Source organism: Streptomyces sp. NPDC055025 (genome assembly GCF_053608565.1).
Genome location: NZ_JBSGVS010000002.1, coordinates 280,147 through 304,082, shown reverse-complemented (window position 1 = coordinate 304,082; position 23,936 = coordinate 280,147). Strand labels below are relative to the sequence as shown.

Annotated in this window: 19 protein-coding genes; 7 read left to right on the top strand and 12 right to left on the bottom strand. The window is 72.6% G+C overall.

All coding sequences use genetic code 11. From position 1 onward, the window contains the following. Positions 1–130 precede the first annotated feature (130 nt). Positions 131–1,873, bottom strand: coding sequence for a pyruvate dehydrogenase (locus tag ACWGDX_RS02375; RefSeq protein WP_453621388.1), 1,743 nt, complete (start codon positions 1,871–1,873; stop codon positions 131–133). A gap of 400 nt (positions 1,874–2,273) precedes the next feature. After that, complete coding sequence (locus ACWGDX_RS02370; RefSeq protein WP_453621386.1) at positions 2,274–4,133, bottom strand: protein phosphatase 2C domain-containing protein; 1,860 nt, start codon at positions 4,131–4,133, stop codon at positions 2,274–2,276. A 341-nt stretch (positions 4,134–4,474) separates the two neighbouring features. Between ACWGDX_RS02370 and ACWGDX_RS02365 the strand changes: the two genes are divergently transcribed. Continuing rightward, positions 4,475–5,467 (top strand): helix-turn-helix domain-containing protein, encoded by a 993-nt coding sequence (locus ACWGDX_RS02365; RefSeq protein WP_453621384.1) that lies wholly within the window; start codon positions 4,475–4,477, stop codon positions 5,465–5,467. A 233-nt stretch (positions 5,468–5,700) separates the two neighbouring features. On the opposite strand, the gene rsgA is transcribed toward ACWGDX_RS02365, so the two are convergent. Further along, complete coding sequence (gene rsgA, locus ACWGDX_RS02360; RefSeq protein ID WP_453621382.1) at positions 5,701–6,828, bottom strand: ribosome small subunit-dependent GTPase A; 1,128 nt, start codon at positions 6,826–6,828, stop codon at positions 5,701–5,703. 493 nt (positions 6,829–7,321) lie between these two features. Between rsgA and ACWGDX_RS02355 the strand changes: the two genes are divergently transcribed. Beyond that, a complete protein-coding gene (locus ACWGDX_RS02355; protein WP_453621380.1) occupies positions 7,322–8,350 on the top strand; it encodes a helix-turn-helix transcriptional regulator in 1,029 nt (342 codons plus the stop codon). A 103-nt stretch (positions 8,351–8,453) separates the two neighbouring features. Here ACWGDX_RS02355 and ACWGDX_RS02350 read toward each other — a convergent pair whose 3' ends face one another. The 9 genes from ACWGDX_RS02350 to ACWGDX_RS02310 form a co-directional block, all read right to left on the bottom strand. Beyond that, positions 8,454–9,734, bottom strand: a complete 1,281-nt coding sequence (locus ACWGDX_RS02350) for an extracellular solute-binding protein (protein WP_453621378.1) — start codon at positions 9,732–9,734, stop codon at positions 8,454–8,456. 1 nt (position 9,735) lies between these two features. Next, complete coding sequence (locus ACWGDX_RS02345; RefSeq protein WP_453621376.1) at positions 9,736–11,103, bottom strand: MFS transporter; 1,368 nt, start codon at positions 11,101–11,103, stop codon at positions 9,736–9,738. A gap of 1 nt (position 11,104) precedes the next feature. Continuing rightward, the gene (locus ACWGDX_RS02340) at positions 11,105–11,785 is read right to left on the bottom strand and encodes a GTP cyclohydrolase II (RefSeq protein WP_453621374.1); all 681 of its coding nucleotides are present in this window, start codon (positions 11,783–11,785) and stop codon (positions 11,105–11,107) included. Continuing rightward, on the bottom strand, positions 11,782–12,570 hold the full coding sequence (locus tag ACWGDX_RS02335; protein WP_453621372.1) for a PIG-L deacetylase family protein: 789 nt from the start codon (positions 12,568–12,570) through the stop codon (positions 11,782–11,784). The genes ACWGDX_RS02340 and ACWGDX_RS02335 overlap by 4 nt, the downstream gene beginning before the upstream one ends. After that, entirely contained in the window at positions 12,567–13,781 is a 1,215-nt protein-coding gene (locus ACWGDX_RS02330; protein WP_453621370.1) for a hypothetical protein, read from the bottom strand. Before ACWGDX_RS02330 ends, ACWGDX_RS02335 begins: the two co-directional genes overlap by 4 nt. A 1-nt stretch (position 13,782) precedes the next feature. Further along, positions 13,783–14,910, bottom strand: a complete 1,128-nt coding sequence (locus ACWGDX_RS02325; protein WP_453621368.1) for a glycosyltransferase — start codon at positions 14,908–14,910, stop codon at positions 13,783–13,785. Continuing rightward, positions 14,907–16,607, bottom strand: a complete 1,701-nt coding sequence (locus tag ACWGDX_RS02320) for a WD40 repeat domain-containing protein (protein ID WP_453621367.1) — start codon at positions 16,605–16,607, stop codon at positions 14,907–14,909. Before ACWGDX_RS02320 ends, ACWGDX_RS02325 begins: the two co-directional genes overlap by 4 nt. An 11-nt stretch (positions 16,608–16,618) precedes the next feature. Further along, positions 16,619–17,173: a GNAT family N-acetyltransferase gene (locus tag ACWGDX_RS02315; RefSeq protein ID WP_453621365.1), complete on the bottom strand. Its 555-nt coding sequence runs from the start codon at positions 17,171–17,173 to the stop codon at positions 16,619–16,621. A 134-nt stretch (positions 17,174–17,307) separates the two neighbouring features. Continuing rightward, positions 17,308–18,531 carry an SAM-dependent methyltransferase gene (locus ACWGDX_RS02310; protein ID WP_453621363.1) on the bottom strand — a complete coding sequence of 408 codons (1,224 nt, stop codon included), beginning with the start codon at positions 18,529–18,531 and terminating at the stop codon, positions 17,308–17,310. A gap of 240 nt (positions 18,532–18,771) precedes the next feature. Here ACWGDX_RS02310 and ACWGDX_RS02305 point away from each other — a divergent pair, with 240 nt between their 5' ends. The 5 genes from ACWGDX_RS02305 to ACWGDX_RS02285 all read left to right on the top strand — a co-directional run bounded on the left by ACWGDX_RS02305 (position 18,772) and on the right by ACWGDX_RS02285 (position 23,877). After that, positions 18,772–19,506 carry a RibD family protein gene (locus ACWGDX_RS02305; RefSeq protein ID WP_453621361.1) on the top strand — a complete coding sequence of 245 codons (735 nt, stop codon included), beginning with the start codon at positions 18,772–18,774 and terminating at the stop codon, positions 19,504–19,506. Further along, the gene (locus ACWGDX_RS02300) at positions 19,503–20,201 is read left to right on the top strand and encodes an HAD family hydrolase (RefSeq protein ID WP_453621359.1); all 699 of its coding nucleotides are present in this window, start codon (positions 19,503–19,505) and stop codon (positions 20,199–20,201) included. The genes ACWGDX_RS02305 and ACWGDX_RS02300 overlap by 4 nt, the downstream gene beginning before the upstream one ends. 587 nt (positions 20,202–20,788) lie before the next feature. Next, positions 20,789–21,922 (top strand): NAD(P)/FAD-dependent oxidoreductase, encoded by a 1,134-nt coding sequence (locus ACWGDX_RS02295; RefSeq protein WP_453621357.1) that lies wholly within the window; start codon positions 20,789–20,791, stop codon positions 21,920–21,922. A 183-nt stretch (positions 21,923–22,105) separates the two neighbouring features. Continuing rightward, positions 22,106–22,594, top strand: a complete 489-nt coding sequence (locus ACWGDX_RS02290) for a MarR family winged helix-turn-helix transcriptional regulator (protein WP_453621355.1) — start codon at positions 22,106–22,108, stop codon at positions 22,592–22,594. After that, positions 22,591–23,877 carry an MFS transporter gene (locus tag ACWGDX_RS02285; RefSeq protein WP_453621353.1) on the top strand — a complete coding sequence of 429 codons (1,287 nt, stop codon included), beginning with the start codon at positions 22,591–22,593 and terminating at the stop codon, positions 23,875–23,877. The genes ACWGDX_RS02290 and ACWGDX_RS02285 overlap by 4 nt, the downstream gene beginning before the upstream one ends. Positions 23,878–23,936 lie beyond the last annotated feature (59 nt).

The following is a 23,936-nucleotide window of genomic DNA, read 5'->3' as shown; positions in this document are numbered from 1 at the left end:
GCGGCCGGCCGGGCACCTCGCGGGAGGAGACCGTACGGGAGGGACTGGCGCTCGATCCGCCCCTGCGCGTGGCCGCCGCGCCCAGTCGGCGGGCGGCCGGGCCGACACCACCGCCCCCGTGTCGCGGAGATCAGGGACGCGGCATGTTCCGCAGGTTCGAGCGGGCCATGGTGACCATACGGCCCACCCCGCCGTCCAGCACGATCTTGCTCGCCGACAGCGCGAAGCCGGCCACCATGTCCGCCTTGATCTTCGGCGGGATGGAGAGCGCGTTCGGATCGGTGACCACATCGACCAGGGCCGGGCCCTTGTGCCGGAACGCGTCCTTGAGCGCGCCCGCGAGCTGTCTGGGCTTCTCCACCCGTACGCCGTGGACCCCCGCCGCGCGGGCGATGGCCGAGAAGTCCGGGTTGTGGTTGGTCGTGCCGTACGACGGCAGCCCGGCCACCATCATCTCCAGCTCCACCATGCCCAGCGCGGAGTTGTTGAAGAGGACGACCTTCACCGGCAGATCGTGCTGGACGAGGGTGAGGAAGTCGCCCATCAGCATGGTGAATCCGCCGTCGCCCGACATGGAGACGACCTGGCGGTTCCGGTCGGCGAACTGCGCGCCGATCGCCTGCGGCAGTGCGTTGGCCATCGAGCCATGGCTGAAGGAGCCGATCACACGACGGCGTCCGTTCGGCGAGAGATAGCGCGCCGCCCAGACATTGCACATACCGGTGTCGACGGTGAACACGGCGTCGTCGTCGGCGAGTTCGTCCAGCACGGCGGCGACGTACTCGGGGTGGATCGGGACATGCCTGTCCACCTTGCGGGTGTACGCCTTGACCACGCCCTCCAGCGCGTCGGCGTGCTTCCTCAGCATCTTGTCGAGGAAGCGGCGGTCCGTCTTGGCCCGTACGCGCGGTGTCAGACAGAGCAGGGTCTCCCGGACATCGCCCCAGACCGCGAGGTCCAGCTTGGAGCGCCGGCCGAGGTTCTCGGGCCGGACGTCGACCTGGACGATCTTGACGTCGTCGGGCAGGAACGCGTTGTACGGGAAGTCGGTGCCGAGCAGGATCAGCAGATCGCACTCGTGCGTGGCCTCGTAGGCGGCACCGTAGCCGAGCAGTCCGCTCATACCGACGTCGTACTTGTTGTCGTACTGGATCCACTCCTTGCCCCGCAGGGCGTGCCCGATGGGGGACTTGATCCGCTCGGCGAACTCCATCACCTCGGCGTGCGCGCCCGCCGTGCCGCTGCCGCAGAAGAGTGTGATCCGTTCCGCCTCGTCGATCATCCGGGCGAGCTTCTCGATCTCCGCGTCGCCGGGCCGTACCGAGGGCCGGGTGGTGACCAGCGCGTGTTCCACCGCCCGCTCGGGCGCCGGCGCGGAGGCGATGTCACCGGGCAGGGTGACCACGCTGACACCGCTGCGCCCGACCGCGTGCTGGATCGCCGTCTGGAGCAGCCGTGGCATCTGCTGGGGACTGGAGATCATCTCGCAGTAGTGGCTGCACTCCCGGAAGAGCTGCTCGGGGTGGGTCTCCTGGAAGTAGCCGAGCCCGATCTCGCCGGACGGGATGTGGGAGGCGAGGGCGAGCACGGGGGCCATGGAACGGTGCGCGTCGTAGAGGCCGTTGATGAGATGGAGATTGCCGGGGCCGCAGGAGCCCGCGCAGGCGGCGAGTCTGCCGGTGATCTGGGCCTCGGCGCCGGCGGCGAAAGCGGCGGTCTCCTCGTGTCTGACCTGGATCCAGTCGATGGCGCGGGTACGGCGGATGGCGTCCACGACCGGGTTGAGACTGTCGCCGACGACTCCGTACAGCCGCTTGACGCCCGCCCGGACGAGGATGTCGACAAACTGCTCCGCCACGTTCTGTCTGGCCATGGAAGCGCGCCCTTCTCCGCCGGTGTCGGGTACTCGTGGGCCCGTAGACGCACGTGTCCATCAACCCATGGCGGACGCGGTCGCGCCTGCGCGGTTACGCCACGGCGGCTAGGGGTTGTCCCGTAGGGTCTTTCGTTCGGGCCTGGCTGGATCAGGGAGCGCCCGCCGCGGTAGCGGCCGGTGTCCGCGAGGTGCCGTGCCAGGGCACGCGAGCCCAGCAAGATCCGAACGAGAGGCCCTAGGGTCTTTCGTTTGGATCTGGCTGGATGAGGGAGCGGGGGCTGGTGCCGTGGATCGCAAGGCGGAGGAGGGAGCCCACGCGGAGCGTAGGCGACCGACGACAACGCGGCGAGGCGCGGCACCAGGGCACGCGAGCCCAGCAAGGTCCGAACGAGAGGCCCTAGTCCTCCCACACCCCGGCGGCGGTGCGGTCGTCGGCGTATCCCTCGATCCTGAGCTGGATGTCCGCGAGGTATTCGGTCAGCCCCGGAGCGCCGGCCGGTGCCCAGCGGGCGGCCAGTTCCCCGGCGAAGGCGGGCTCGCCGCGCAGCGGTTCCGCGAGGCCGCCGCTGCACAGCAGGAGCGTGTCCCCGGGCCGGGCGACCGAGGCACGGAAGCGGAACGGCTCGGGCGGCGGCGGAAGCGGATCCTCTATATAGGGGGACGGGGGCTTGGTGATCGCCAGATCCATGGTGAGCTGATCGGCCTCCGGGGCCCTGGTGGGCCGGGAGCCGAAGCCGACGACCGGGGCACCGGTGACGGCGCCCGGCTCGGGGACCGCCGGTTCGAGGTCCTGCCAGACACCGTCCCGCAGCCGGAAGAGGCCGCCGTCGCCGACCCCGAAGAACACCCGCGTCCGGCACTCCGGGTCGGCGGAGAGCAGCAGACAGCGCAGGCCCGCAGTGTACTCCTCGGGTGCCACGCCCAGTTCGGCGGCGCGGGCGCGGAGCTTGCCGAAACCGCGGTCGGTGAGCCGGTGCAGCCCGGACTTGAGATCGCCCCTGCGTCCCGCCCTTATGTCCTCGGAGAGCCGGCTGTGGCTGCGCCCGACGGCGCCGCCGATCCAGCGGCACACATCCGCCGCCGCTCGATGGGTGCCCTCGGCCGCGCGGGAACCACTGGCGACGGCCACGAGGACGAGCGCGCCGACGCCGGTGCCGAAGCGGGCGGTGAGCAGCGCGTCGCGGCGGGGCTCGCCGCGGTAGCGGGCGGAGTCGCCTCGTACGGACACGGTCCGCAGGGAGTACGAACCATAGGACGCGCCGTCGAGAACGGTGTCCGGGACGAGTTCGTCCAGCCGCTCGGCGTCGGCGGCGGGCAGCGTGGCGGGCTGGGGGGCGTAGGTCGGGGGTCTGTCCCCGAGATGGGTGACAGCGGGCCGGGGGGTGGACGGCGGCGGGGGCACGGGCGGTGCCGGGGGCGCCGCTGATGTCCGCCGGGGCGAGGACGGCGGCAGGGCCCCTGACGGCGCGGCGGGGGCCTGGGCCGGGGCCCTGGTCGGGGCGGGGGCGGGTGCCGGAGGCGGAGGTGGAACGGGAGTTGGGGTCGGGGTCGGCGTCGGCGCGGGAGCCGGGGTCCGCGTCGGGGGCGGGGACGGCGTCCGCGTCGGGGGCGGGGGCGGCTCGGACTCCGGGCGCGGCTGCGGCCGCGGCGTACCCCAGGCGCTTCCCACCGCGGGGCTCCCGAGGGGGCCCTGCTGCCGGGGCAGCCATACGGTGTCGTTGTCGGCGGGGCCGTCGACGGGCCTGCCGGAGGACCTGTTGCCCGGTTCCGGCCGACGCGGATCCGGGACCGACGGACGGTCAGGACCGGGTGAATCGGCGCTCCCCGGCAGAGGTCTCGCGTCACTGGGGGTGTACGGCGGGGGTGGCGGCTCGGCCGACGGCCGCGCCTGCCGGTCCGGCTGCTGCTGCGGTGGCGTCTGCCGTGCGGGCGACTGCTGCGGCTGCTCCCACCAGGCCCTGGGCTGTCGCGCCTCGATCCCGTCGGGACCGGGCCCCGGGGCTTCCTTCGGCGTATCGGGCGCACCCCAGCCGTCCGTACCGGCCGCACTCCAGCCGTCCGTACCGGCCGCACCCCTGCCGTCCGTACCGGCCGTGTCCGCGGCCACCGCTTCCGCACCCACCGCGTCCGCGGCCGAGTCGAAGCGGTCGTCGAGCGTGTCCCCCGAAGCGGCGGCGGGACCGGTGTCCGGTGCGGACTCTTCGTACAACCGGTTCCACCAGTCGTCGGCGGCTGGCCTCTGCCCCTGCTGGCTCATGCCCCTATCTTCGACCGCGCCGGGGGTACGAAAACGGGGCACCGGGAAATATTCAAGTCCGCCGGGCGGCCCCACCCCCCACGGGAAGGACGCCCGGCGAACGTCACAGGTCCAGCGCGGGCCGATGCGCCGCCACCAGGGCCGCGCATATCGCTCTCCCGAGCAATCCGGGCCAAATCGCCCCCAAGGGGCATATGGCCGGGGTCTGTTGCTGCTGTGATGGCGCCACCTTGGCAGAGTGCCGTGCGCAACAGCGATGATGTGGCACGGCGGGTTTACGCCGTGGCCGGTATCCGCCACGGTCCGCGGTGGAACGCAGGGGTCCGGGGAGGGGAGCAGGGGTGCTCGGAGCGATAGGTCTCGACGAGAGACAGGAGTCCACCTACCGCGCGCTGGTGGCGATCGGCGCCGCGGAGGTCGCGGATCTGGCCCATCGGCTGGCCCTTCCCGAGCCGGACACCGAACAGGCCCTGCGCCGGCTGGAGCGGCAGGGCCTGGCCGCGCAGTCCTCGTCCCGTACCGGACGGTGGGTCGCGGCGCCGCCCGCCGTCGCGCTGGGCGCGCTGCTCACCCAGCACCGCCATGAGCTGGAGCAGGCCGAACTGGCCGCGGTGCTGCTCGCCGAGGAGTACCGCGCGGAGGCCACGGAACCGGCCGTGCACGATCTGGTCGAGGTCGTCACGGGCGCGAGCGCGGTGGCCCACCGTTTCCTCCAGCTCCAGCTCGGCGCGGCCGAGGAGGTCTGCGCCCTGGTCACCGGCAGGCCCGTGGCCGTGACCGGTATCGACAACGAGGCGGAGGAGCGCGCGGCGGCCCGCGGGGTCGCGTACCGGGTGGTGATCGAGCGTGCGGTGCTCTCGCTGCCCGCCGGGGTCAGCGAACTCTCCGCGGCGCTCGGGCGCGACGAGCAGGTCCGGGTCGTCGAGCGGGTGCCGACGAAGCTGGTGGTCGCGGACCGCACTCTGGCGATGGTGCCGCTGACGGGCCCCGGGGCGGAACCGGCGGTTCTGGTCGTCCATGCCAGCGGGCTGCTGGAGTCGCTGGTGGGGCTCTTCGAGTCGGTGTGGCGGGAGGCACTGCCGCTGCGGCTCGGCAGGGACGGCGCGGTGACCGAAGGCGGGGTGCCGGGACCCGACTCCACCGATCTGGAGATCCTGTCGCTGCTGCTCGCCGGGATGACCGACGCGAGCGTCGCCAAACAGCTCGACCTGGGACTGCGGACCGTACAGCGCCGGGTGAAGGGGCTGATGGAGCTGAGCGGGGTGACGACCAGGCTCCAACTCGGCTGGCACGCGTACGAGAAGGGCTGGGTGACGCGGGGTCTGCGGGAATGAGCCGCCCGTTCAGTGGTGCCGGTGGTGCGGGTGTTGCCGGTGGGAGCTGGGACCTCGACCGAAGCGGCGAGGCTCCGGGCGCCGGCGCCGTACGAGGTGACCGGGCCGGACGCGGACGGCAGGTCCCGCGCCCGGCCCGGCCCGGTGCGGAGCCGGACGCGGGGACCTGTCGCCCCGCACCGGCCCGCTCCCCCGGCGGCTACCGCGTACGGCCGGCTACCGCACACGGTTGGCTACCGCGTACGGTCGCTCCGGCCGCCCCGCTTGGCCTCCATGGCCGCGCGGCCCTCCGCGCCCTTGCGCTTCCACTCGCGCCGGATCTCACCGCGCAGCCGGGCGTCGGTCTTGGCGACGATGCGCTGGTTCTCCCGCAGCAACTTGCGGTAGCTCTCCAGCCTGCGCACGGACAGCGAACCGTCCTCCACCGCGCCGAGCACGGCGCAACCCGGCTCGGACACATGGGCGCAGTCATGGAAACGGCACCCCCGCGCCAGTTCCTCGATCTCCGAGAAGACCTGCCCGACCCCGGTCTCCGCGTCCCACAGCCCCACACCGCGCAGCCCAGGTGTGTCGATGAGCACCCCGCCGCCCGGCATCGCGAGGAGATTGCGTGTCGTGGTGGTGTGCCGCCCCTTTCCGTCGACGTCACGGATGGCCCGCACTTCCATCACATCGTCGCCGAGCAGCGCGTTCGCGAGCGTCGACTTGCCCGCGCCGGAGACCCCCAGCAGCACGCTCGTACCGCCCGACAGCACGGCCGAGAGCACCTCGACCCCGTCCCCCGTCGCCGCGCTGACGGCGAGCACCTGCACACCGGGCGCGGTGGTCCTGACGTCGTCGACGAGATGGCCCAGCACGGTCGGATCACCCACCAGATCGGCCTTGGTCAGCACGATCAACGGCAGGGCTCCGCTCTCCCAGCCCAGGGCCAGAAAGCGTTCGATGCGGCCGAGGTCGAGTTCGACGGCGAGCGACACGGCGATGATCGCGTGATCGACGTTGGCGGCCAGGATCTGCCCCTCGGACCGCAGGGAGGAGGTGGACCGTACGAAGGCGGTACGCCGTGGCAGATACCCGCGTACGAAACGCGGATCCCCGCCCACCGGATCGACCGCCGCCCAGTCCCCCGTGCAGATCACCCGCATCGGATCCGGCGGGACGACGAAGGCGGTGTCCGCGCGCACCACACCGTCGGCGGTGACGACATCACACTGCCCACGGTCGACCCGCACCACCCGGCCGGGCAACAGCCCCCGCCGGACATACGGCGCGAACTCCGCCTCCCAGCCCGCGTCCCAGCCGTACGGGACGAGCGGATGCGAAGCGGAGGAAGCCTCGGAAGAGGCAGAAGAGAAAGACAAGGGGAAACCCTTCACAAGGGCGGCCCCGGCACACGCGCCGATCAGGCGCGGAAGAAGACGAAGGTCAGCCGGAGACCACAGGAATGGGAACGATGAACCTCTGAACCTGGGCAGCGCCCAGCGCAATGACAGTCATCAACGTCCTCACCTCCTGCTTCCTCAACGGCCCGACAACACGTCGGCACCAGCGGTCGCAGCACCGCTCCGACCGGGACCCACCCTAGCCAGACCCCGCCGCCCGCCGCGAGCCATTTTCCCGCCCCGCCCCGCCCCCGCCCCGCCCCCGCCCCCGCCCCAAGGACAGCGGCCACGGACCGAACGGCATGGCTCAGGCGCGCGTCCCGCCGGGCGGATCATGGCCGAACACGCCCTAGGCGCATGGCTGGTCTATACCTATAGTTGCCTTTGTCCCCGACCGTCCAGGAAGGCCGAACTCCGTCCAGCCGCCGCCTGTCCCGACCCGCCTCCCGTCCTGCTACGTCCTGGAGATCCCGTGGACCTGCGTACGACGTTACGTTTCAGCCTCACGGCCCACAGCCGGAAGGTGTACGAGAACCTCGCCACGAACTCCCCGGCGGACCCCGAGACACTGGCCAGACGCCTGGGGCTGTCGCGGCGGCAGGTGGACAGCGCGGCGGAGGATCTCCAGGTGCTGCGGCTGGTGGGCCCGGCGCTCGGCAGGGAAGGCGTCCTGGTCGCGAACCCGCCCTCGCAGGCGCTGTCCCCCGTGGTCAGCGCGCTGGAGGCGGAGGTCTCGCGCACGTCCCGCTACGCGGATCAGGTACGGACCGTCCTCGCCGAACTCAACGAGGTGTACGAGGACTCCGGCGTCGGCGCGGAGAAGGCGGCCACGCCCGGGATCGACTACCTCGGCGACGCCGTGTCGGTCAGGTCGGCGCTGGAGAAGGCGGTGTCCAACTGCGAGAGCGAGATCCTCGCCGTCCGGCCGAGCCCCTCGCACACCGGCGAGGAGCCGATCGGCGGCCTGCCTCATGATCTGGTCTCCCGTAAGAAGAAGCTGCGCATCAGACTCATGTACCCGCACGCGATCAGATACCACCGGGCGTCACTGCGGTACGCGCAGGAGCTGGTGGAGATGGGGGCGCAGGTGCGGACATCGAACTTTCCGGTCCGGCAGGTCTTCCTCTTCGACAAGGAGGTCGCGTTCCTGCCCGACGCGGCCGACACGCGGGGTGCGATCGCGGTCCACGATCCGTCGGTGACGGTCTTCGTACGGGAGGTCCTGGAGGCGGCGTGGGTGAAGGGCGAGCCGCTGCGGAAGCCGCCCAGCAGCATCGGTGAACGGCATGTGCTGGCCGAGCGCGCCAAGCGCGAGATACTCCGTCTGCTGGTGAACGGGGCGAAGGACGAGGCGATCGCCCGTCAGCTGGGATTCTCGCTGCGGACCTGCCGTCGGCACATCGCGGAACTGATGGAGCGCGTCGGCGCCGAGAGCCGCTTCCAGGCCGGATGGCTCGCGGCGGAGACCGGGTGGATCACCGACCGGGAACAGACCGACTGACGCGGCGCCACTTTCGAAACACGCCCTGGAGCTCGGCGCACCCCGGAAGAGCGGCGCCGCCCGTGTGCCCGGCCGGTGAACGTACCCCTTGCCGCCAAGGCCGTTACGGGGCGCCCTGGTTCAGTCTCCGTTCGAGTTCCCGGTCGGCCCGGCGGCCCGCGGCGCGTGGCGGCTCGCCGGAGAGCGACGCGGTCAGCAGGACCTTGACCGGGTTGGGCGCCGCCTCCACCGCGGGCCAGCGGGGATCGACCGGGGTCGTACGGCCGTTCTCGGCCGCCGCGGCCTGTGCCCGGACGGCCGGGTCGTCGATCTGCTCCGCCAGCGACCGCCGGTTGGGCAGGGTGCCGTTGGCGATGGCCAGTCTGGTCTGGTACGCGGTCCCGGTGAGCCGGGAGACCCAGTCCAGGGCCAGTTCCGGTTGGCGCGCGCGGGCGGCGACAGCCAGATGCGTGCCGCCGAGGAACGAGCTGCCGGCCCGTTCCCGGGTGAGACCCGGAACCGGGAACATGGCGAGCTTTCCGCGCAGTCCGGGGTTGATGCGTTCGGCGTCGGCCAGCTCCCAGGGCATGCCGACCAGTTGTCCGACCTTGCCGTGTGCCAGCACCTCGTACTGCGGGGGCGTGCCCTCGTCCTGGTCGACGGGCGCCGTGGACCGGGCCTGGAGCCTGCCGTAGTAACGCAGTGCGTCAGCCGCCTGCGGGGTCGCCAGCCCGCCGTGCCAGTCGCCGGTCGCCTCGTCGCGGGTGGCGAGGTCGCCGCCCCGGTCCCAGAGCAGCCCGGAGAGGAAGTACCAGTTCTGCCCCGGCAGATAGATGGGCTGGAAGTCCGGGTCCGCGCGGTGCGCCCGGCCCAGTGCCCGGGTCGTGGCGAGCCACTCGCGCTGATCCCGTGGCGGCGAGAGCCGGGCCCGCTCGAACAGGTCCTCGCGGTAGACGACGACCCGCGACGCCGCGTACAGCGGTACGCCGTACTGCCTGCCCTGCCACGCCCCGGACGCGCGCAGAGCCGGTATCCACTCGTCCTGCCCCAGTGCGGGCGCCTGCGCGGAGAGGTCCTCCAGCAGACCGGCGGAGGCGAAGTACGGGGTCTCGGTCGTGCCGGTCTCCACGACATCGGGCGCGGAGTCCGAACCCAGCGCCTGCTCCAGTCTGTCGTGGATGCCGCCCCAGTCCTGGAGGGTCACCGTCACGTCGACACCCGGATGCGCCGCCTCGAACTCGCTCTCCAGGTCCTCCACGAGCGGCTGCGGTACGGAGCCCCACATCAGCCACACGGTGAGCGTGCGGTCGGAGGCCGGCCGCGGCGCCGCCGGCGCCGGGCTCTGCCAGCCCGCCAGCAGCAGGGCCAGGGCCAGCGCACCCAGTCTCGCGGTCGTTCTCGACATGTCATGCCTCCAACTGCTCGACGTCCCCGAGCCGTTCGGCCGGAGTGCTGCTGCGGCTCGCGCCCGCCCTGCCGACCCGGCGGAATCCCAGACCGCCCGCGGTGATCAGCAGCGCCAGGACACCCCACAGGACCATGCTGTGACGCTCGATCAGCGCGCCCACCAGCACGGGCCCCACCACGGCGGAAACGGCCCAGGTGAGGTTGAACAGGGACAGGTACCGGCCCCGGGCCGAGGCCGGTGCGGCCGTGGCCGCCAGCGCCGTCGTGGCGGGGCCCGCCGCCATCTCCCCGGCGGCGAAGAAGAGAACGGCCAGGGCGAGGAACGGTACGGCGACGGTGGCTCCCAGCACCGGCAGCAGGGCGAGCAGACCGACGCTCACCAGCATCAGCAGGGCTGCCCGGAAAACCATCCGGTGCCGCTCGACCTCGATGAACCGCCCGGTGAGGGCCGACTGCCCCAGCACGATGACCACCGAGTTGAGGGTGAGCGCGGCCGACGGCAGCCAGACCGGGAAGTCACTCACCTCGACGAGGTAGACCGGCAGGATGACGCCGGGGATGAGCCAGGCGAAGGTCAGCGCGAGCTGCGCGACGAGCAGCGTCAGCAGCGCCCGGTCCCGGAGGATGGCCCGCCATCCGGCCGGTGCCGCGCCACCGAGCCCGGACGAGGGGCCGGTCCGCGCCTCCTCACCCGCCGCTCCCTCGCGCGCGGCACCCGCTCCCGCTCCCTCGCCCGCGGCGGACGGCGCGCCCCGCGATGTGCGGGCACTGCGCGCGGGGAGGGCGAACAGCAGCGCCGTCACCACACTCGTACCGGCGTTCAGGACGACGATCGTCACCGCGGCCCCCGACCAGCCGCTGCCCAGCACGAGTCCGCCGATCGCTCCGCCGAGACCGACGCTCGCGTTCTTGCCCGCCGCGGTGAAGGCGTACCACTTGTCGAGTTCGGAGCCCTCGGCGATGTCCGCGACGAAGGCGGGCCACGACGCCCAGTACAGGCGCTCGGCGCACAGCACCACGAACATCGCGGCCACCAGTCCGGCGAGGGAGTCGACCGCGAGATAGCAGAGGTACCCGGCCGCCGCCAGGAGGTTGTTGGCGATCAGGCACGGCCTCGCGCCCCAGCGGTCGACCAGGGTGCCGGCGAGCGGCGCGAGCGGCAGCGAGACGACCGTCGCGATACCCGTGCCCCAGCCGACCTCGGCGACCGTGAGGTCCGTCGTGAGGACGAAGAAGAGGAACGACAGCGGCGCGAACATGCCCGCGCCGAAGGAATCGAGGGCGGTGGCGGTGACCACGCGCCCCTGGCCCGCCAGTTCGGGGACCCCGAGCCGCCACCAGCGGTCCTTCCGGTCCACCGCCCCCATGTCACCCCCTCGCCGGTACGGGCAGGGCGATGAGGTGTCCGGCGTGCCGGATCTTGGCCTGGAGGTAGCGGGTGTTGCTCTCCCTGACGAACACCCCGGTCCCCACCACGTCGTCGACCGCGATCCCGTTGTCCGTGAGCTGCCGGGACTTCTCGGGATTGTTGGTGAGCAGCCGGATGGACGCCACCCCGAGGCCCTTGAGCATCTGGGCAGCGACCCGGTAGTCACGCAGGTCGTCCACGAAATCCAGCTCCCGGTTGGCCTGGAAGGTGTCCATCCCCCGGTCCTGGAGCAGATAGGCGTCGAGTTTGTTGTACAGCCCGATGCCCCGGCCCTCCTGCCGGAGGTACAGCAGTACGCCGCCCTCCTCGGCGAGCACGTCCAGCGCCTCGCGCAGCTGGGGACCGCAGTCGCAGCGCCCCGACCCGAACACGTCACCGGTCAGGCACTCCGAATGCACACGCACCAGTGGTACGGCGGCGAGCGCGCCGCCGAAGACGAGCGCGATGTGCTCCCGCCCGTCGTGCAGACCGGTGAAACTCAGCATGCGTGCCGTGACCGTGCCGGAGGACGTCTCCACCGGCAGCGGAACGCTGGCGCGCACGGTGCCCTCGGGAACCGATGCCGCCGGCTGCTCGGGCACCGGGCGGGGTACGGGCGGCGGTGTCGCGGGTATCGTCATCGATGTCCTCCGGAACGTGTCAGTTCTGTGGCGGACCACCAGTACTCACGCCCGATGTTCTCGGGCTCCATGAGCACCCCGTGGACCATCTCGTCGAGCAGACCGAGCTGGCTCGCGTGCGAGCGGACGGCGGCGTCCTTCGCTTCCGCCCGCTCCCGGGTCAGCAGCACCTCGGCCGGCTCCTCGCCGTCCTCGCGCGCGGTGGGGAACTCGGCGCGGAACCACTCCGCGAGCGCGCGCGGACCGCGGTTCGTCCAGTCGTACGGGCCCCGGTCCTCCCGGGCCTTGTGGAAGTCGTCCATCTGGTAGAGCTGGTAGGGGTATTCGGCGTACAGCCGCACGTCGACGTCCAGCCCCGCACGCCGCGCTTCCGTACAGGCCGCGAGACCCGCGTCGCGTACCAGCACATGATCGGGGTGGGCGTAGATACCGGCCGGCAGCCACACCTCGTCCGCCCCCGCCATCTGGGCCCGTACGTCGGACAGCAGGGCCGCCCGGTCGGGCGGCCCGGTGCGGTACTGGCCGTCGAGATACGGCCAGGCCACCAGCCGGACTCCGGTCCCGGCGAACGCGGCGGCGTCCTCGTCGAGCCTCTGGAGGGCCAGCAGGCGTGAGCTGCGGGCGCCGAGCCTGCAGTCCCAGTCGGTGACCACGTCCGGGTCCTCGGGGATCCCGGCCAGGACGGTGACCACCGTCGCTCCGGGGGTCAGTGCCCCGAAGCAGGACAGGACGACGTCGTCGGCGTGCGGCGAGAAGAGCAGCCGGTTCGTCAGCCGGTCCGTCATACGCCGACCGCCTCGTCCGTCGCCTGCCAGATCCGCTCGGCGGGCGGCAGGGCGGCCAGCCGGTGCGCCGACAGACCCGGCGGGGGGCCGTACCGCGCGCGGTCCAGCTCACCGGCCGCGAGCCCCCGCCCGGCCAGGTCGATCAGATGGACGGCCGCCTGTTCCGCCCACAGCCGCAGCGGCCCCATGTCGGACGTGCCGCCGAGGACGAGGCTGCGCAGACAGGTCTGCACGGCGCGGTACGGCGGCGGGTCACCGGCCCGTGCGGTGTGGACGGCCAGCAGGTAGGCGGCGTGCCACAACTCCTCACGCAACCGCTCGACCTGGGCGGCCTCGGCGGGGGCCGCGGGGACGGGCCGGGGGCGCGGGTCGGCCTGTTCGGCGCGCCAGTGGGCGGCGGCGCGGCGGGCCAGGCCGGTCTCCTCCTCGTAGGCCCGGCGCGGCAGGTACACCGGCCGGCCCGGACGCGTACCGGCTCCCGACAGCACCACATGGGCCCGTCCGCGCAGGATGTGGACCAGCACGGGCGGCGCGGGGAGCACACCGCCGGACGCGTGGACGTCGACGGCCGCGTCGCCGATGTCGTCGGCGAAACAGGTGGCGTGCCGGGGGCCGTACGCGTCGTTGCCGATGAGGCTGCTCCGCCCGGTGTGCTCCACCAGGTGCGGGACCGAGACGAGCACCTGCCGCCCGCGCGCGGCGAGTTCCCTGGCGAGGACGACGTCGTCGGGCTCCGGATCGTCGGTGTCGCCGTCCACCGCGGCCAGCAGCTCGTCGACGTCCCGTCGCGGCAGCACCAGGCCCAGCGTGGGCACCCACTCGCCGGCGACGGCCGGGACCCAGCCCGCGCCCGCGAGCGCGGCGGCGCGTACGGCCGCGCCGTTCCAGGAATTCCAGTTCGAGTAGAGGGCCAGGGGGGATTCCGGGTGCCTGCGGACCGCGTCCAGGAGCCGGTCCGTGAAACCGTGGCACAGCTCCACGTCGTCCTGGAGGACCAGGTGGTGGGTGGTTCCGGGACGTACGGCCGCCCAGGCGGCACGCGCCGCGCGCAGGGTCGTGGGCGGCCCGTCCGGCCGCGGATCCTCCGCGACGACGGCTCCCCACCGGCCGAGCCGCGCCACGAGCGCGGTGGCGGCGGCCCTGCGCCGGGGATGCGTCATCACGGCGGCGCCGATGACCGGTTCCCCTACCCGTTCTCCGCTTGCGGGCACTTCACACTCCTTCTTCGTCACCACGTACGCTGTGCCAGCCCCGGTCTCCGCGGAGCAGTTCCCACAGAGCGAGATACACCGCGCCCGAGCCGAACAGATGCCAGGGCACCACCAGTGCCCAGCCCACCGCGTCGGTCCGCTCCCGGTACTCCGGAGTGCGGCGGGCTCCCAGCACGCAGACGGCGTCCGCGAGCAGCAGACCGGCCGTCAGCCCCCGCGCCCGGGGCGAGAGGGCGGACGCCACGACGAGCGCGGGCAGCGCGGCCCGTACGGCCAGGCCGCCCACGGTGACGGCGCCGAGCAGACGGCCCCGGGCCGTCATCCCGGACCAGTTGACCCGTACGGCCCGTAGCTGTCCGCGGCTCCAGCGGGCACGCTGGCGCAGTGCGGCCAGCGGCCGGTCGGTGGCGCTGACCAGGGAGGGCGAGGGCAGGAACCCGGTCCGTACCCGCGCGTCCATCAGCTGGAGGGACCAGTGGTAGGACTCCTCCACGTCGTCCGACCGGACGGGCCGGACCAGGTCCCAGGTCGCGGCCCACGCGTACACGGAACTGCCCGCCACGACATGGACCCCGGCGGCACGGGCCAGCCCGCGCACCGAGGCGTGCCAGACGGCGTCCTCGGCCGCCCTCGCCCTGGCGACCAGACCGGTGCCCGGTTCGCTGATCTCGTGCGCCTGGACCAGACCGAAGCCCAGCTCCAGGGCGCGCACCGCCTCCGCCGGCTGGCCCGGCGCGGGCACCACGTCCGCGTCGACGACGGCGATCACCTCGCCGTCGGCCAGCGGGAACGCGTGATTGAGCGCGGCGCCCTTGGGCCGCATCCCGGGCAGCCGGCGCAGCGTCCAGTCGATCCCGGTGGTGTCCGCCCCGGCGTCCGCCATCGCCCGCTCCGCCCGCCGCCGGTCGCTCTCGCCGTCCGGCCCGTCGCCCACCAGCCAGAGCACCTGGAGCAGTTCCGGCGGGTAGTCGAGCGCGGCGACGGCCCTGGCCGAGCGGTCGAAGGTGGCGGCGCTCTCACCGTGGAAGGGCATGAGCAGGGTCAGCCGGCGGGTGGGTCGCCGGCCCGGGTCCGGCCCGTCCACCGCGTACGGCTGCACGGGCCAGGTGGGAACCAGCAGATCGGTCATGCGGGAGCGCCCCGCAGCGCTACCTCGTACACGGAGCCGTCGTAGGAGCTGGCCAGGAAGAGCTGCCGGTCGTGGTCGAAGGCGAGGGACGAGATCCCGGAGACGGTGGGACGCACCTGGACGGGCCAGTCGCCCGCCGTGCGGTCGTGGACGGTGATCCGGCCGTCGTAGGCGCCCACCGCGACAAAGCGTCCGGACGTGTCGGCGGACACACACTTGTGGGAGTGCAGATGCGGGGTGTCGAGCACCTCGCACGAGAAGTCGGGCGCCCAGATCCGCAGTTTGCGGTCCCGGCTGACGCTGGCGAACCAGCCCTCACCCAGCCCCACGCAGCCGTCCGCGATCATGCCGTGGGCCTCGGGCAGCACATGGAGGGTCTCCAGGGTCCTGGCGTCCTGCCAGGCCGCTCCCGCGTCGGCGCACACCGAGAAGATGAGGTCGCCGGAGACGGCGACGCCCTTGATCGCGTTCTCGTGGAGGCGCAGGTCCTGTACGTACTCCAGGACGCCGGGGCCCTCCTCCCGCAGCAGGATCCCCTCACCGGTGTAGGTGCCGATCACGACGTGCCGGCGGCCGTCCCGCTCGTAGGAGGCGGCGCAGTTGAGGGGCGAGCGGTGCTGGTGGAGCGGCTTGCCGGTGAGCGCGTCGAACACGATGCCCAACTGGCCGCCCGAGACGAGGACATGGTCGAGCGGGGTGAGGAAGTTGCACAGGCTGTCGGGCGCGGACTGCGGAGCGCCGTCCTTGAGCACCTGGCCGGCGTCGCCGACGGCGAAGACCGAACCGTGCTGGACACCGACCGCGTTGAGCCCGCCGGTGGGCTCGATCGGGTCGTCCGCCCACGCGCCCTCCTCGAAGTCGTAGCGGTGGTAGCTGTCCCCGAAGGTGCCGAAGACGATGCTCGACGTGCCGGCGAAGGCGCAGGAGCGGGGCCAGACGACCGGTGGGAGGTCGACGCTGTCCCGCAGCGCGGGAGTGCCGGAGGAGACGTCCCACAGGCGCATCGTACGGTCGTAGCTGAGCGTGACCAGGAGTCCTCTGCTCCGCCCCAGCACCACGCGCTTGATCCCGGCGTCGTGCGCCTTCATCCTCTCCCGGCCGCCGTCGCGGACGATGAGGAGTTCGCCCTCGTCGTTGCCCGCGTAGACCGTTCCGTCGGCGCTGATGGCGATGGTGTCCGTCTCGACCCCGCCCAGGTCCAGGTCCTCGACCAGGGTGCCGGACGCCAGGGACCAGCGCTTGATGGTGCCGTCGTCGCTGGAGGTGATCAACTCGCCGCCGTCGTGGCTCCATTCGACCGAGATGACATCGGCGGTGTGGCCCTCGAAGCGCTGGAGCAGCCGCCCGGAGAAGTCGAAGACCCGCACATGGTGATCGCGCGAGGCGGTGGCGATCTTCTGCTCGGTGGGGTGGAAGACCGACATCTCGACGTCGTCCTCGTGGTCGCCGAGGACCGCCAGCAGCCGCATGCCGGGGACCGACCACAGACGGCCGCTGTAGTCGCTGGAGGAGGTGACGAGGAAGCGTCCGTCGGGGCTGAAGGCGCACTGGTTGGCCAGGTGGTCGTGCACGACCTGCTCCAGCGGGGTCCGGGAACGCTGGTCCCACAGGATGACGCGGTTGTCGTAGCCGGCGGTCGCCACATACGTGTCCTGGTACGCCGCGACCCCGCTGATGGGGCTCTTGTGACTTATCACTGCCGTTCCTCTCAGAGTTCGGTGCCGTCGCGTTCGATGGGCGATCCGGCCGGCCAGGCTTCCCGCGGGGAGCCGACCGGGAGGACGAAGGGCTGTGCGGTGGTCGTCGTGACGGTCAGCTCGTCGTCGGGCTCGTAGTGCCGGGTGACCACACCGTCAAGGCCGTGCCAGCCGACTGCGGTGTAGTAACCGGCCACGCTCGGATGGCAGTTGAGATAGCCGAAGGGGGTGTCGAGCAGTTCGAGCGCGGTACGGACCCGGTCGTTGAGCTGCCGGCCGAGCCCCGTTCCCTGAAGGCCGGGGTGGACCGCGACCAGACCCACCTCGCCCACGAGCTGGAAGCGCGGGCCGATCCTCAGGAAGCGGCGGAGGATGCCGGCGTGGGCGACCGGGCGGCCGTCGGCCGTCGCGATGACGCGCAGTTCCGGGCGGGCGCCGGCCCAGCTCCGCCGGCCGGGGAACTGGTCGACCGTGAAGGGGAACGCCGCTTTGAAGAGTTCGTTGAGAGCGGCGTGCCGGTCGGGGCCGACGTCGTTCTCGGCAAGGCTCTGCCAGCTCAGTGCCATGGGGGCTCCTGTACGACGGTGACGTGAGGTGTGCGCGCGTGGGGTGTGCGTGGGGCGGGGGCGCGTGGGACGCGGGCTCGTCGGGCGCGGGCGGGGAGGCGGGGCGTGTGGGGCGGGGCCGGGGAGGCGGCCGGTCAGCGGCGCCGGCAGACGAGGCCGACGCTGCCGCGCTTACGGTGGTAGGCCCGGCCGGCCGCCAGGAAGTCCAGCCGGGGGAGCGTCAGCGGGCTCTCCGACGCGATGTGCCAGGTGGCCCGGCCCGCTTCCGTGAAGTACGGGCGCAGCACGTCGTCCACGAGTTCCGGCGGCCCGGTCACGAACAGCAGGTCGGTGGGCAGGCGGTCGACCACGGACAGGTCGTCCAGGTAGTACATGACCTCGGCGAGCACATAGCCGTCGGCGGGCCGGGCCCGGGAGGCGGCGAGTTCCTCGACGCTCTCGGCGGTCACCACGGCATGGTCACCGGCCCGCCGGGCCAGCCGGGCCCGGAAGTCGGGCTGCGGTTCCGTGGCGGTCACCCGGAAGCCGGCCTCGCGCAGGGGGAGGGTCAGGGCGCCCTCGCAGGCTCCCGCCTCGACCAGGGTCGCCCCGCCGGGTACCGACCGGGGCGGCAACCGGTCCGCGACCCAGGCACAGGTGGCGGAGAGCCGTTCCCGCTCGTAGGCGGAGGTCTCGAACTCCCACGGATCCACGGGGACCGCGAACCCCGTCAACGGGCTGTACAGCAGGTAGTACAGGTGCTCGGCCCGGTCCGGGGTCAGGGTGAGGAACTGCTCGACGGAGGGCACCGTCCCGGTGGTGATCTGCCGGGATCCCGCGTCGTTGCCCATCAGTTCGTCGCCGATCTCGTTGAGAGCGGCGAGTTTGGCCCCGAGCAGTTCGGCGGAGAGCGGGTGGGCCTCGTCCACGACGAACTGGGAGTGTCCCGCGCTGCCGAGGGCGTGGCGTACCCTCCTGCCGTCGGCGGCGCGCGCCGCCGCCAGTCCCGACGCGGCCTGTTCCCGACGCCAGTCACCGGGGTTGTGCGCCCACCAGATGTCGTGCGCGGCCGGGACACCCGCGGCGGCCTCCCGCAGGAGTTCCGCGCTCGCGCTCCCGCTGTCCCGCAGGAGTTCCGCGCTCCCGCTGCCGGACCCGGACCCGGAGCCGGAGCCGAATCCCGAGGCGGAGCCTTCGGCGTGGCCCGGGTGGTTCGACAGCAGGTTCTTGAGGCGGACGGCCGCACTCGCCCGGGGAAGTTCGACGACCTCGCAGGACCGTCCCGTCAGAAGGATCCGCACGTCCTCGTCCGCCAGGTCGAGCACGCTCAGGAACTCGGCGATCACATCAGGAACGTCGTGGGCGACAACGGTGTGCACAGTGGCTGCCCCTCCAGAGTCTCGGATTCCCGCGGTCCCCCCAAGTCTCAGGAGTTACGGAGCCGTCGGGCCAGACGGCGCATCTCTCAGGAACCTGCCATGCAGGTTCCTGAGAGATGCGCCGCTCCCACCGGGGAGCCACCGCTTGCCACAGTGCTCAGCAGTGCCGGGGGCGGGGCCCGCTCATGGCACCGACGGTCGCAGGAATCCCCTCCTGCCCGAGGAAGGGTCGTATACACAGTGACTTCGCCCTCTCGCACCAGCCTGGCCGAGGAAGTGACCGAACTCCTCGGCCATCCGGCACCGAGGCCCGGACTCCCCTGGACCGTGGCCAAATACGCGCAGACGCTGGACGGGCGTATCGCCACCGTCTCCGGTGACTCGCAGTGGATCAGCTCGCCCGAGGAGAGACGCTTCACGCACGCCGTCCGGGCCCATTGCGACGGCATCCTGGTGGGCATCGGCACCGTACTCGCCGACGACCCCCATCTCACCGTGCGGGAGGTGCCGGGCCGTTCACCGGTGCGGGCCATCCTCGACTCCGCCCTCCGCACCCCCGTCACGGCCCGCGTCCTCGACACGGCGGCCCCCACCGTCATCCTGACCACGGAGAACGCCTCGGTGCGCCGGGGCCATGCCCTGCGCGAGGCGGGCGCGCAGGTCATCCGGGTGGCCTGCGACCGCGACGGGCGGACGGACCTCGAAACCGGTCTCCGGGCCCTGCGCGCGCACGGGCTGGAAAGCCTCATGGTGGAGGGCGGCACCGCGGTCCTCACCGCCCTGCTCCGCTCCCGCTTCGTCGACCGGGTGGTGGTGTCCCTCGCCCCCATCATCATGGGCAAGGGGCTCGAAGCCGTGGGTGATCTCGGTGTCCGACGTCTCTCCGACGCACTGCGGTTGACGGATCTGTCCACCGTACGGATGGGGCCCGACCTGGTGTGGGCCGGTACGCCCGACCACCCGCGACCCGCATGACCGCGCTGGACCCGGCCGGGACCCGGACGGCCCGCCCGCCGGTCGGGCTGGTCATCTTCGACTGCGACGGGGTTCTCGTCGACAGCGAGCGCATCGCCGTCGGGGTCCACGCCAGGATCCTGGCGGACCTCGGCTGCGACTTCACCCGGGCCGAGATCGTCGACCTCTTCGTGGGTTCCTCGAAGGAGGTCTACCGCGGGGCTGTGGAGGAACGGCTCGGCCGTGCCCTCGCCCCCGACTGGCAGGAGCCCTACGAGCACCTGTACCAGGAGGCGTACGCGGCCGGCGGACTGACCCCGGTCGACGGTGTCGGCGAAGCACTGGCCGCCCTCACGGTGCCGCTCTGTGTCGCGTCGAACACCCGCGCGGAGAGCGTACACATGAGTCTGCGCCGGACCGGTCTCGACCCGTGGTTCGGCGAGCACGTCTTCAGCGCCACCGAGGTGGAGCGGGGGAAACCCGCCCCGGATCTCTTCCTGTACGCGGCCCGCGTCATGGGAGTCCCCCCGGACCGGTGCGCGGTGGTGGAGGACAGCGCGTACGGGACGGCCGCGGCCCGCGCGGCGGGTATGCGCGTCTTCGCCTACTGCGCCGGGCTCACACCCGCCGAGCGGCTGGCCGGCCCCGGCACGGTCGTCTTCGACGATATGAGGCGGCTGCCCGGACTCATCGCGCGGCGGACCACCCCGGAGTGACCGCGGGGAACCGGTCGTCCAGGGGTGTCGCGGGGTCCGGCAGGCCGGTGAACGGGCTGCCGGACATCCGCTGTTCGCCGTCCCGACCGTACCCCGCGCAAGCCGTGCGGTCCCGGATAACCCGACCACGGAGACTACGGAGAGTTTATGTCTCTGTACGCTAGGTATCGATATCCAGGTGGGGTTGGGTGCCGCCCGCGGGTGATGGCTCTCGCGGCCGGCTTCCCGCCGCCCCGGTGCCGGGGCGGCGGAGAGAGTGAGGAGCGGAGATTGGCTCAGCAGAAACGCGCGCGTGCCGACCTCGGGGCGTCATGAGGCCGCGGCTGACGGAGAACGTGCGGTACGTGGAGTCCGGGGGCGCGCGGTCCGCGCGGGGCGGTTGGCGGGCCCGGTGCGTCAACGGGGTGCGGGGCGAGGGTGGTTGAGCGGCGCGGTGCCCGATGTTCCGGCCGCCCAGGCGGCGTTGTCCCGCCGCGACCATCCGACGGGCGCGGCCCCGCCGGCACCGCACACGCCGCGGGAGCGGGTCCCGGGATACGTCCTGGACCGGCCGACCCCTGACGACACCCCTTCCAGATAGGCCCGACATGTACGACGTGATCGTGGTGGGCGCGCGCTGCGCCGGAGCGGCGAGCGCTCTGCTGCTGGCCCGCGCCGGCCGCAGTGTCCTGCTGCTGGACCGCGCCCGCTTCCCCAGCGACACCCTGTCCACCCTCTACATCCACCAGCCCGGACTGGCCCGGCTGGACCGGTGGGGCCTCCTGGGCGAGGTACTCGCCACGGGCGCGCCCCTGCTGACCCGGCTGTCCCTCAACTTCCCCGGCGCCCGCCTCACCGGGCCCGCCCCCGCCCTCGGGGCGATCAACGGGGGCTGCGCCCCCCGCCGTTACGCCCTGGACCATCTCCTGGTGCGGGCGGCCGTCCGCGCGGGAGCCGAGTTCCGCCCCCGTTCCACTGTCGTGGATCTGGAGTGGGAGGACGGGAAGGTGACCGGTGTGCGCCACGGCACCCAGCGGGGCTCCACGACCCTGGCACGCGCCCATCTGGTCGTCGGCGCCGACGGCCGGAACTCCACCGTGGCCCGCCTGGCCGACGCACCCGTGGTGCGCCAGGACCCCCGCGGCACCCGTGCCTACTACTCCTACTGGAGCGGCATCACCGACCACGGTCTGGAGATGTACACCGGACAGGGCATGGGGGCCGGCTGCATCCCCACCCAGGACGGGCTGACCCTCGTATCCGTCCAGGTCTCCCGCGCCCTCCCCGCCGACGACGACCGGCAGCGGACCTACCGGGAGATGGCCAGGCGGTCGTCGGCGGAGCTGGACCGGCGACTCTCCGAAGGAACACAGGAAGACCGCCTGTACTGCTGTTCGGACCTGCCCAACTTCTTCCGTCAACCGCACGGCCCTGGGTGGGCGCTGGTCGGTGACGCCGCGCACAACAAGGACCCCACACCCGGGCGGGGGATCAGCGACGCCTTCATCCAGGCCGAAATGCTCGCCGAGCGCCTGGACATCCCGCTCGACGACACCCAGCAGGTGGATGCCGCCTTGGCGAAGTACGCCCAGCAACTGCGTGAGGAGTTCACCCCGGCCTATGAAAGCGCCCTGGTCACGGCTCGCCTGGAGCCCGCCGGGTACATCCGGCACCTGATCGACAACCAGCACGATCCCGCCCTCACCGACCGTTTCTTCCGCGCCTTCGCCGGCCTCGACTGACAGCCGCCACCGGCGTACGACTCGCGGCGTACGCCAGCTCGAATCCATAGCACCGGACGAGGCGCGCGCCCTTCGAGCGACTCCGTGCGGTTACGACCGGCACGACGGCGGTCAGGCGCGACGGCGGTCAGGCGCGACGGCGGGTGCGGTATCCGATTATCGCTGCGCTGTTATATTAGCGCTGTGACATCTTCTGATCCCACAGCGCTGCCCGATCCCTGGCAATCGCTGCACAAGCTGCTGGCCGCCATGGACTCCGAGATCGAGCAGGTCTACGTCGAGCGTGGCATCGAGGGGGTGCGGCCCCGGTTCGCCTATCCGCTGATCCGGCTCGCCCACACCGGGCCACTGACCATCCGCGAGCTCGCGGAGTCCCTGGACCGCTCGCACTCCGCGATCAGCCAGACCGTCGCCGCGATGCGCAAGGAGGATCTGGTCACCTCCGAGCCGGGGCCCGACGCCCGCACCCGGCGGATCGACCTGACCGAGCGCGGCCGGTCGCTGGTGCCGTTCCTGGAAGCCGAGTGGCGCGCCACCCACGCGACGGTCGCCGAGCTGGACGGCGAGATCCCGTACGCGCTGACCACCGTCGTCGAGGAGCTGCGGCGGGCGCTGGAGCACCGGTCGATGCGGCGGCGGGTCCTCGACCATCTCGTCGAGCCACCGCGATGAGGGGGCGTGTCCGGTTCCTCGACACCCGCCCGCTGCGTGGCAGCCGGCCCTTCCGCGATCTGTGGATCGGCTCCTCCGCCTCCCAACTCGGCGCGCAGATAGCCACGGTGGCGGTGCTGGCGCAGGTCTGGGACCTGACCGGCAGCCCGGTGGGCACCGGCGCCATCGGACTCGCGACCGGCCTGCCGATGGTGCTGTTCGGGCTGCTCGGCGGCACGTTGGCCGACACCGTCGACCGCCGTACGGTGGTGCGGGCCACCACCGCGGGCCAACTGCTGGCCGCCGCGGGGCTGTGCGCCCAGGCTCTGGCGGAGAACCGGAACGTGCTGCTCCTGCTCGCAATGGTCGCCCTGGGGAGCGCTTGCGGTGCGCTCGGCGCCCCCGCCCGGCGCACCTTTCCCGTCCGGCTGCTGCCGGCCGACCAGGTCGCGGCCGGGCTCGCGCTGACCAGCGTCTCCTTCCAGGCGGCGATGCTGGCCGGACCCGCGCTGGCCGGGCTGATCATCGCCCGCTGGGGCTTTCCCGCCGCCTATGCCGCGCAGGCCGTGGCCGTCGTGGTCTCGATGCTCGCGGTGATCCGGCTTCCGGCCATGAAACCCGGGGGCGCCGACGCGGCGGGCGGTCGGCGCCGGCCGGAGCGCGGCGGCTGGCGGATCGTTCTGCGCCGCCCGACGCTGTGGGGCTCGTTGGCCGCCGACCTGTCCGCGACGCTGCTGGCCATGCCGGTCGCGCTCTTCCCGCTGGTCAACGAGATCCGCTTCGACGGCGATCCGCGGACCCTCGGGCTGTTCCTCTCGGCCGTCGCGGTCGGAGGGATCACCGTCGGTCTGCTCTCCGGCACCGTGACACGCCGGCGCCGTGCCGGCCTGGTCCAGCTGACCGCGGCCGGCGTCTGGGGCCTGGCGCTGGCCGGTTTCGGTCTGGCCGGGCCGCTGTGGCTCGCGCTCGGCTGTCTGGCCGTGGCCGGCGCCGCCGACACCGTGTCGGTGGTCACCCGCAGCACCCTGGTCCAGTTGGAGACCCCCGACGCCTACCGGGGGCGGGTTTCCTCCGTGGAACACGTCATCGGTGTCGCGGGCCCCGAACTCGGCAACTTCCGCGGCGGTCTGCTGGCGTCGGTCACCTCCGCCCCCTTCTCCCTGGTCACCGGCGGCCTCTTCGCCACCCTGGCGGTCGCCGCCGTGGCCGCGGCCAACGCCCCCCTCCGCGCCTACCGCGCACCGTCCGCCGCCGTGGAGCCGGCCGCCCCCGGGGTGACCGACGCGGCGACGGCCGCCGGTTAGGCTCACCGGTCCGGTCCGGTCCGGTCCGGCTCTTGGCGAGTACGGCTGCCGGCGCCCCA

Excerpts from the sequence above, each read along its gene's own strand:
- ACWGDX_RS02375 (WP_453621388.1), bottom strand. The coding sequence starts at position 1,873 with ATGGCCAGACAGAACGTGGCGGAGCAGTTTGTCGACATCCTCGTCCGG.
- ACWGDX_RS02370 (WP_453621386.1), bottom strand. The coding sequence starts at position 4,133 with ATGAGCCAGCAGGGGCAGAGGCCAGCCGCCGACGACTGGTGGAACCGG.
- ACWGDX_RS02350 (WP_453621378.1), bottom strand. The coding sequence starts at position 9,734 with ATGTCGAGAACGACCGCGAGACTGGGTGCGCTGGCCCTGGCCCTGCTG.
- ACWGDX_RS02345 (WP_453621376.1), bottom strand. The coding sequence starts at position 11,103 with ATGGGGGCGGTGGACCGGAAGGACCGCTGGTGGCGGCTCGGGGTCCCC.
- ACWGDX_RS02340 (WP_453621374.1), bottom strand. The coding sequence starts at position 11,785 with ATGACGATACCCGCGACACCGCCGCCCGTACCCCGCCCGGTGCCCGAG.
- ACWGDX_RS02335 (WP_453621372.1), bottom strand. The coding sequence starts at position 12,570 with ATGACGGACCGGCTGACGAACCGGCTGCTCTTCTCGCCGCACGCCGAC.
- ACWGDX_RS02325 (WP_453621368.1), bottom strand. The coding sequence starts at position 14,910 with ATGACCGATCTGCTGGTTCCCACCTGGCCCGTGCAGCCGTACGCGGTG.
- ACWGDX_RS02315 (WP_453621365.1), bottom strand. The coding sequence starts at position 17,173 with ATGGCACTGAGCTGGCAGAGCCTTGCCGAGAACGACGTCGGCCCCGAC.
- ACWGDX_RS02300 (WP_453621359.1), top strand. The coding sequence starts at position 19,503 with ATGACCGCGCTGGACCCGGCCGGGACCCGGACGGCCCGCCCGCCGGTC.
- ACWGDX_RS02295 (WP_453621357.1), top strand. The coding sequence starts at position 20,789 with ATGTACGACGTGATCGTGGTGGGCGCGCGCTGCGCCGGAGCGGCGAGC.
- ACWGDX_RS02285 (WP_453621353.1), top strand. The coding sequence starts at position 22,591 with ATGAGGGGGCGTGTCCGGTTCCTCGACACCCGCCCGCTGCGTGGCAGC.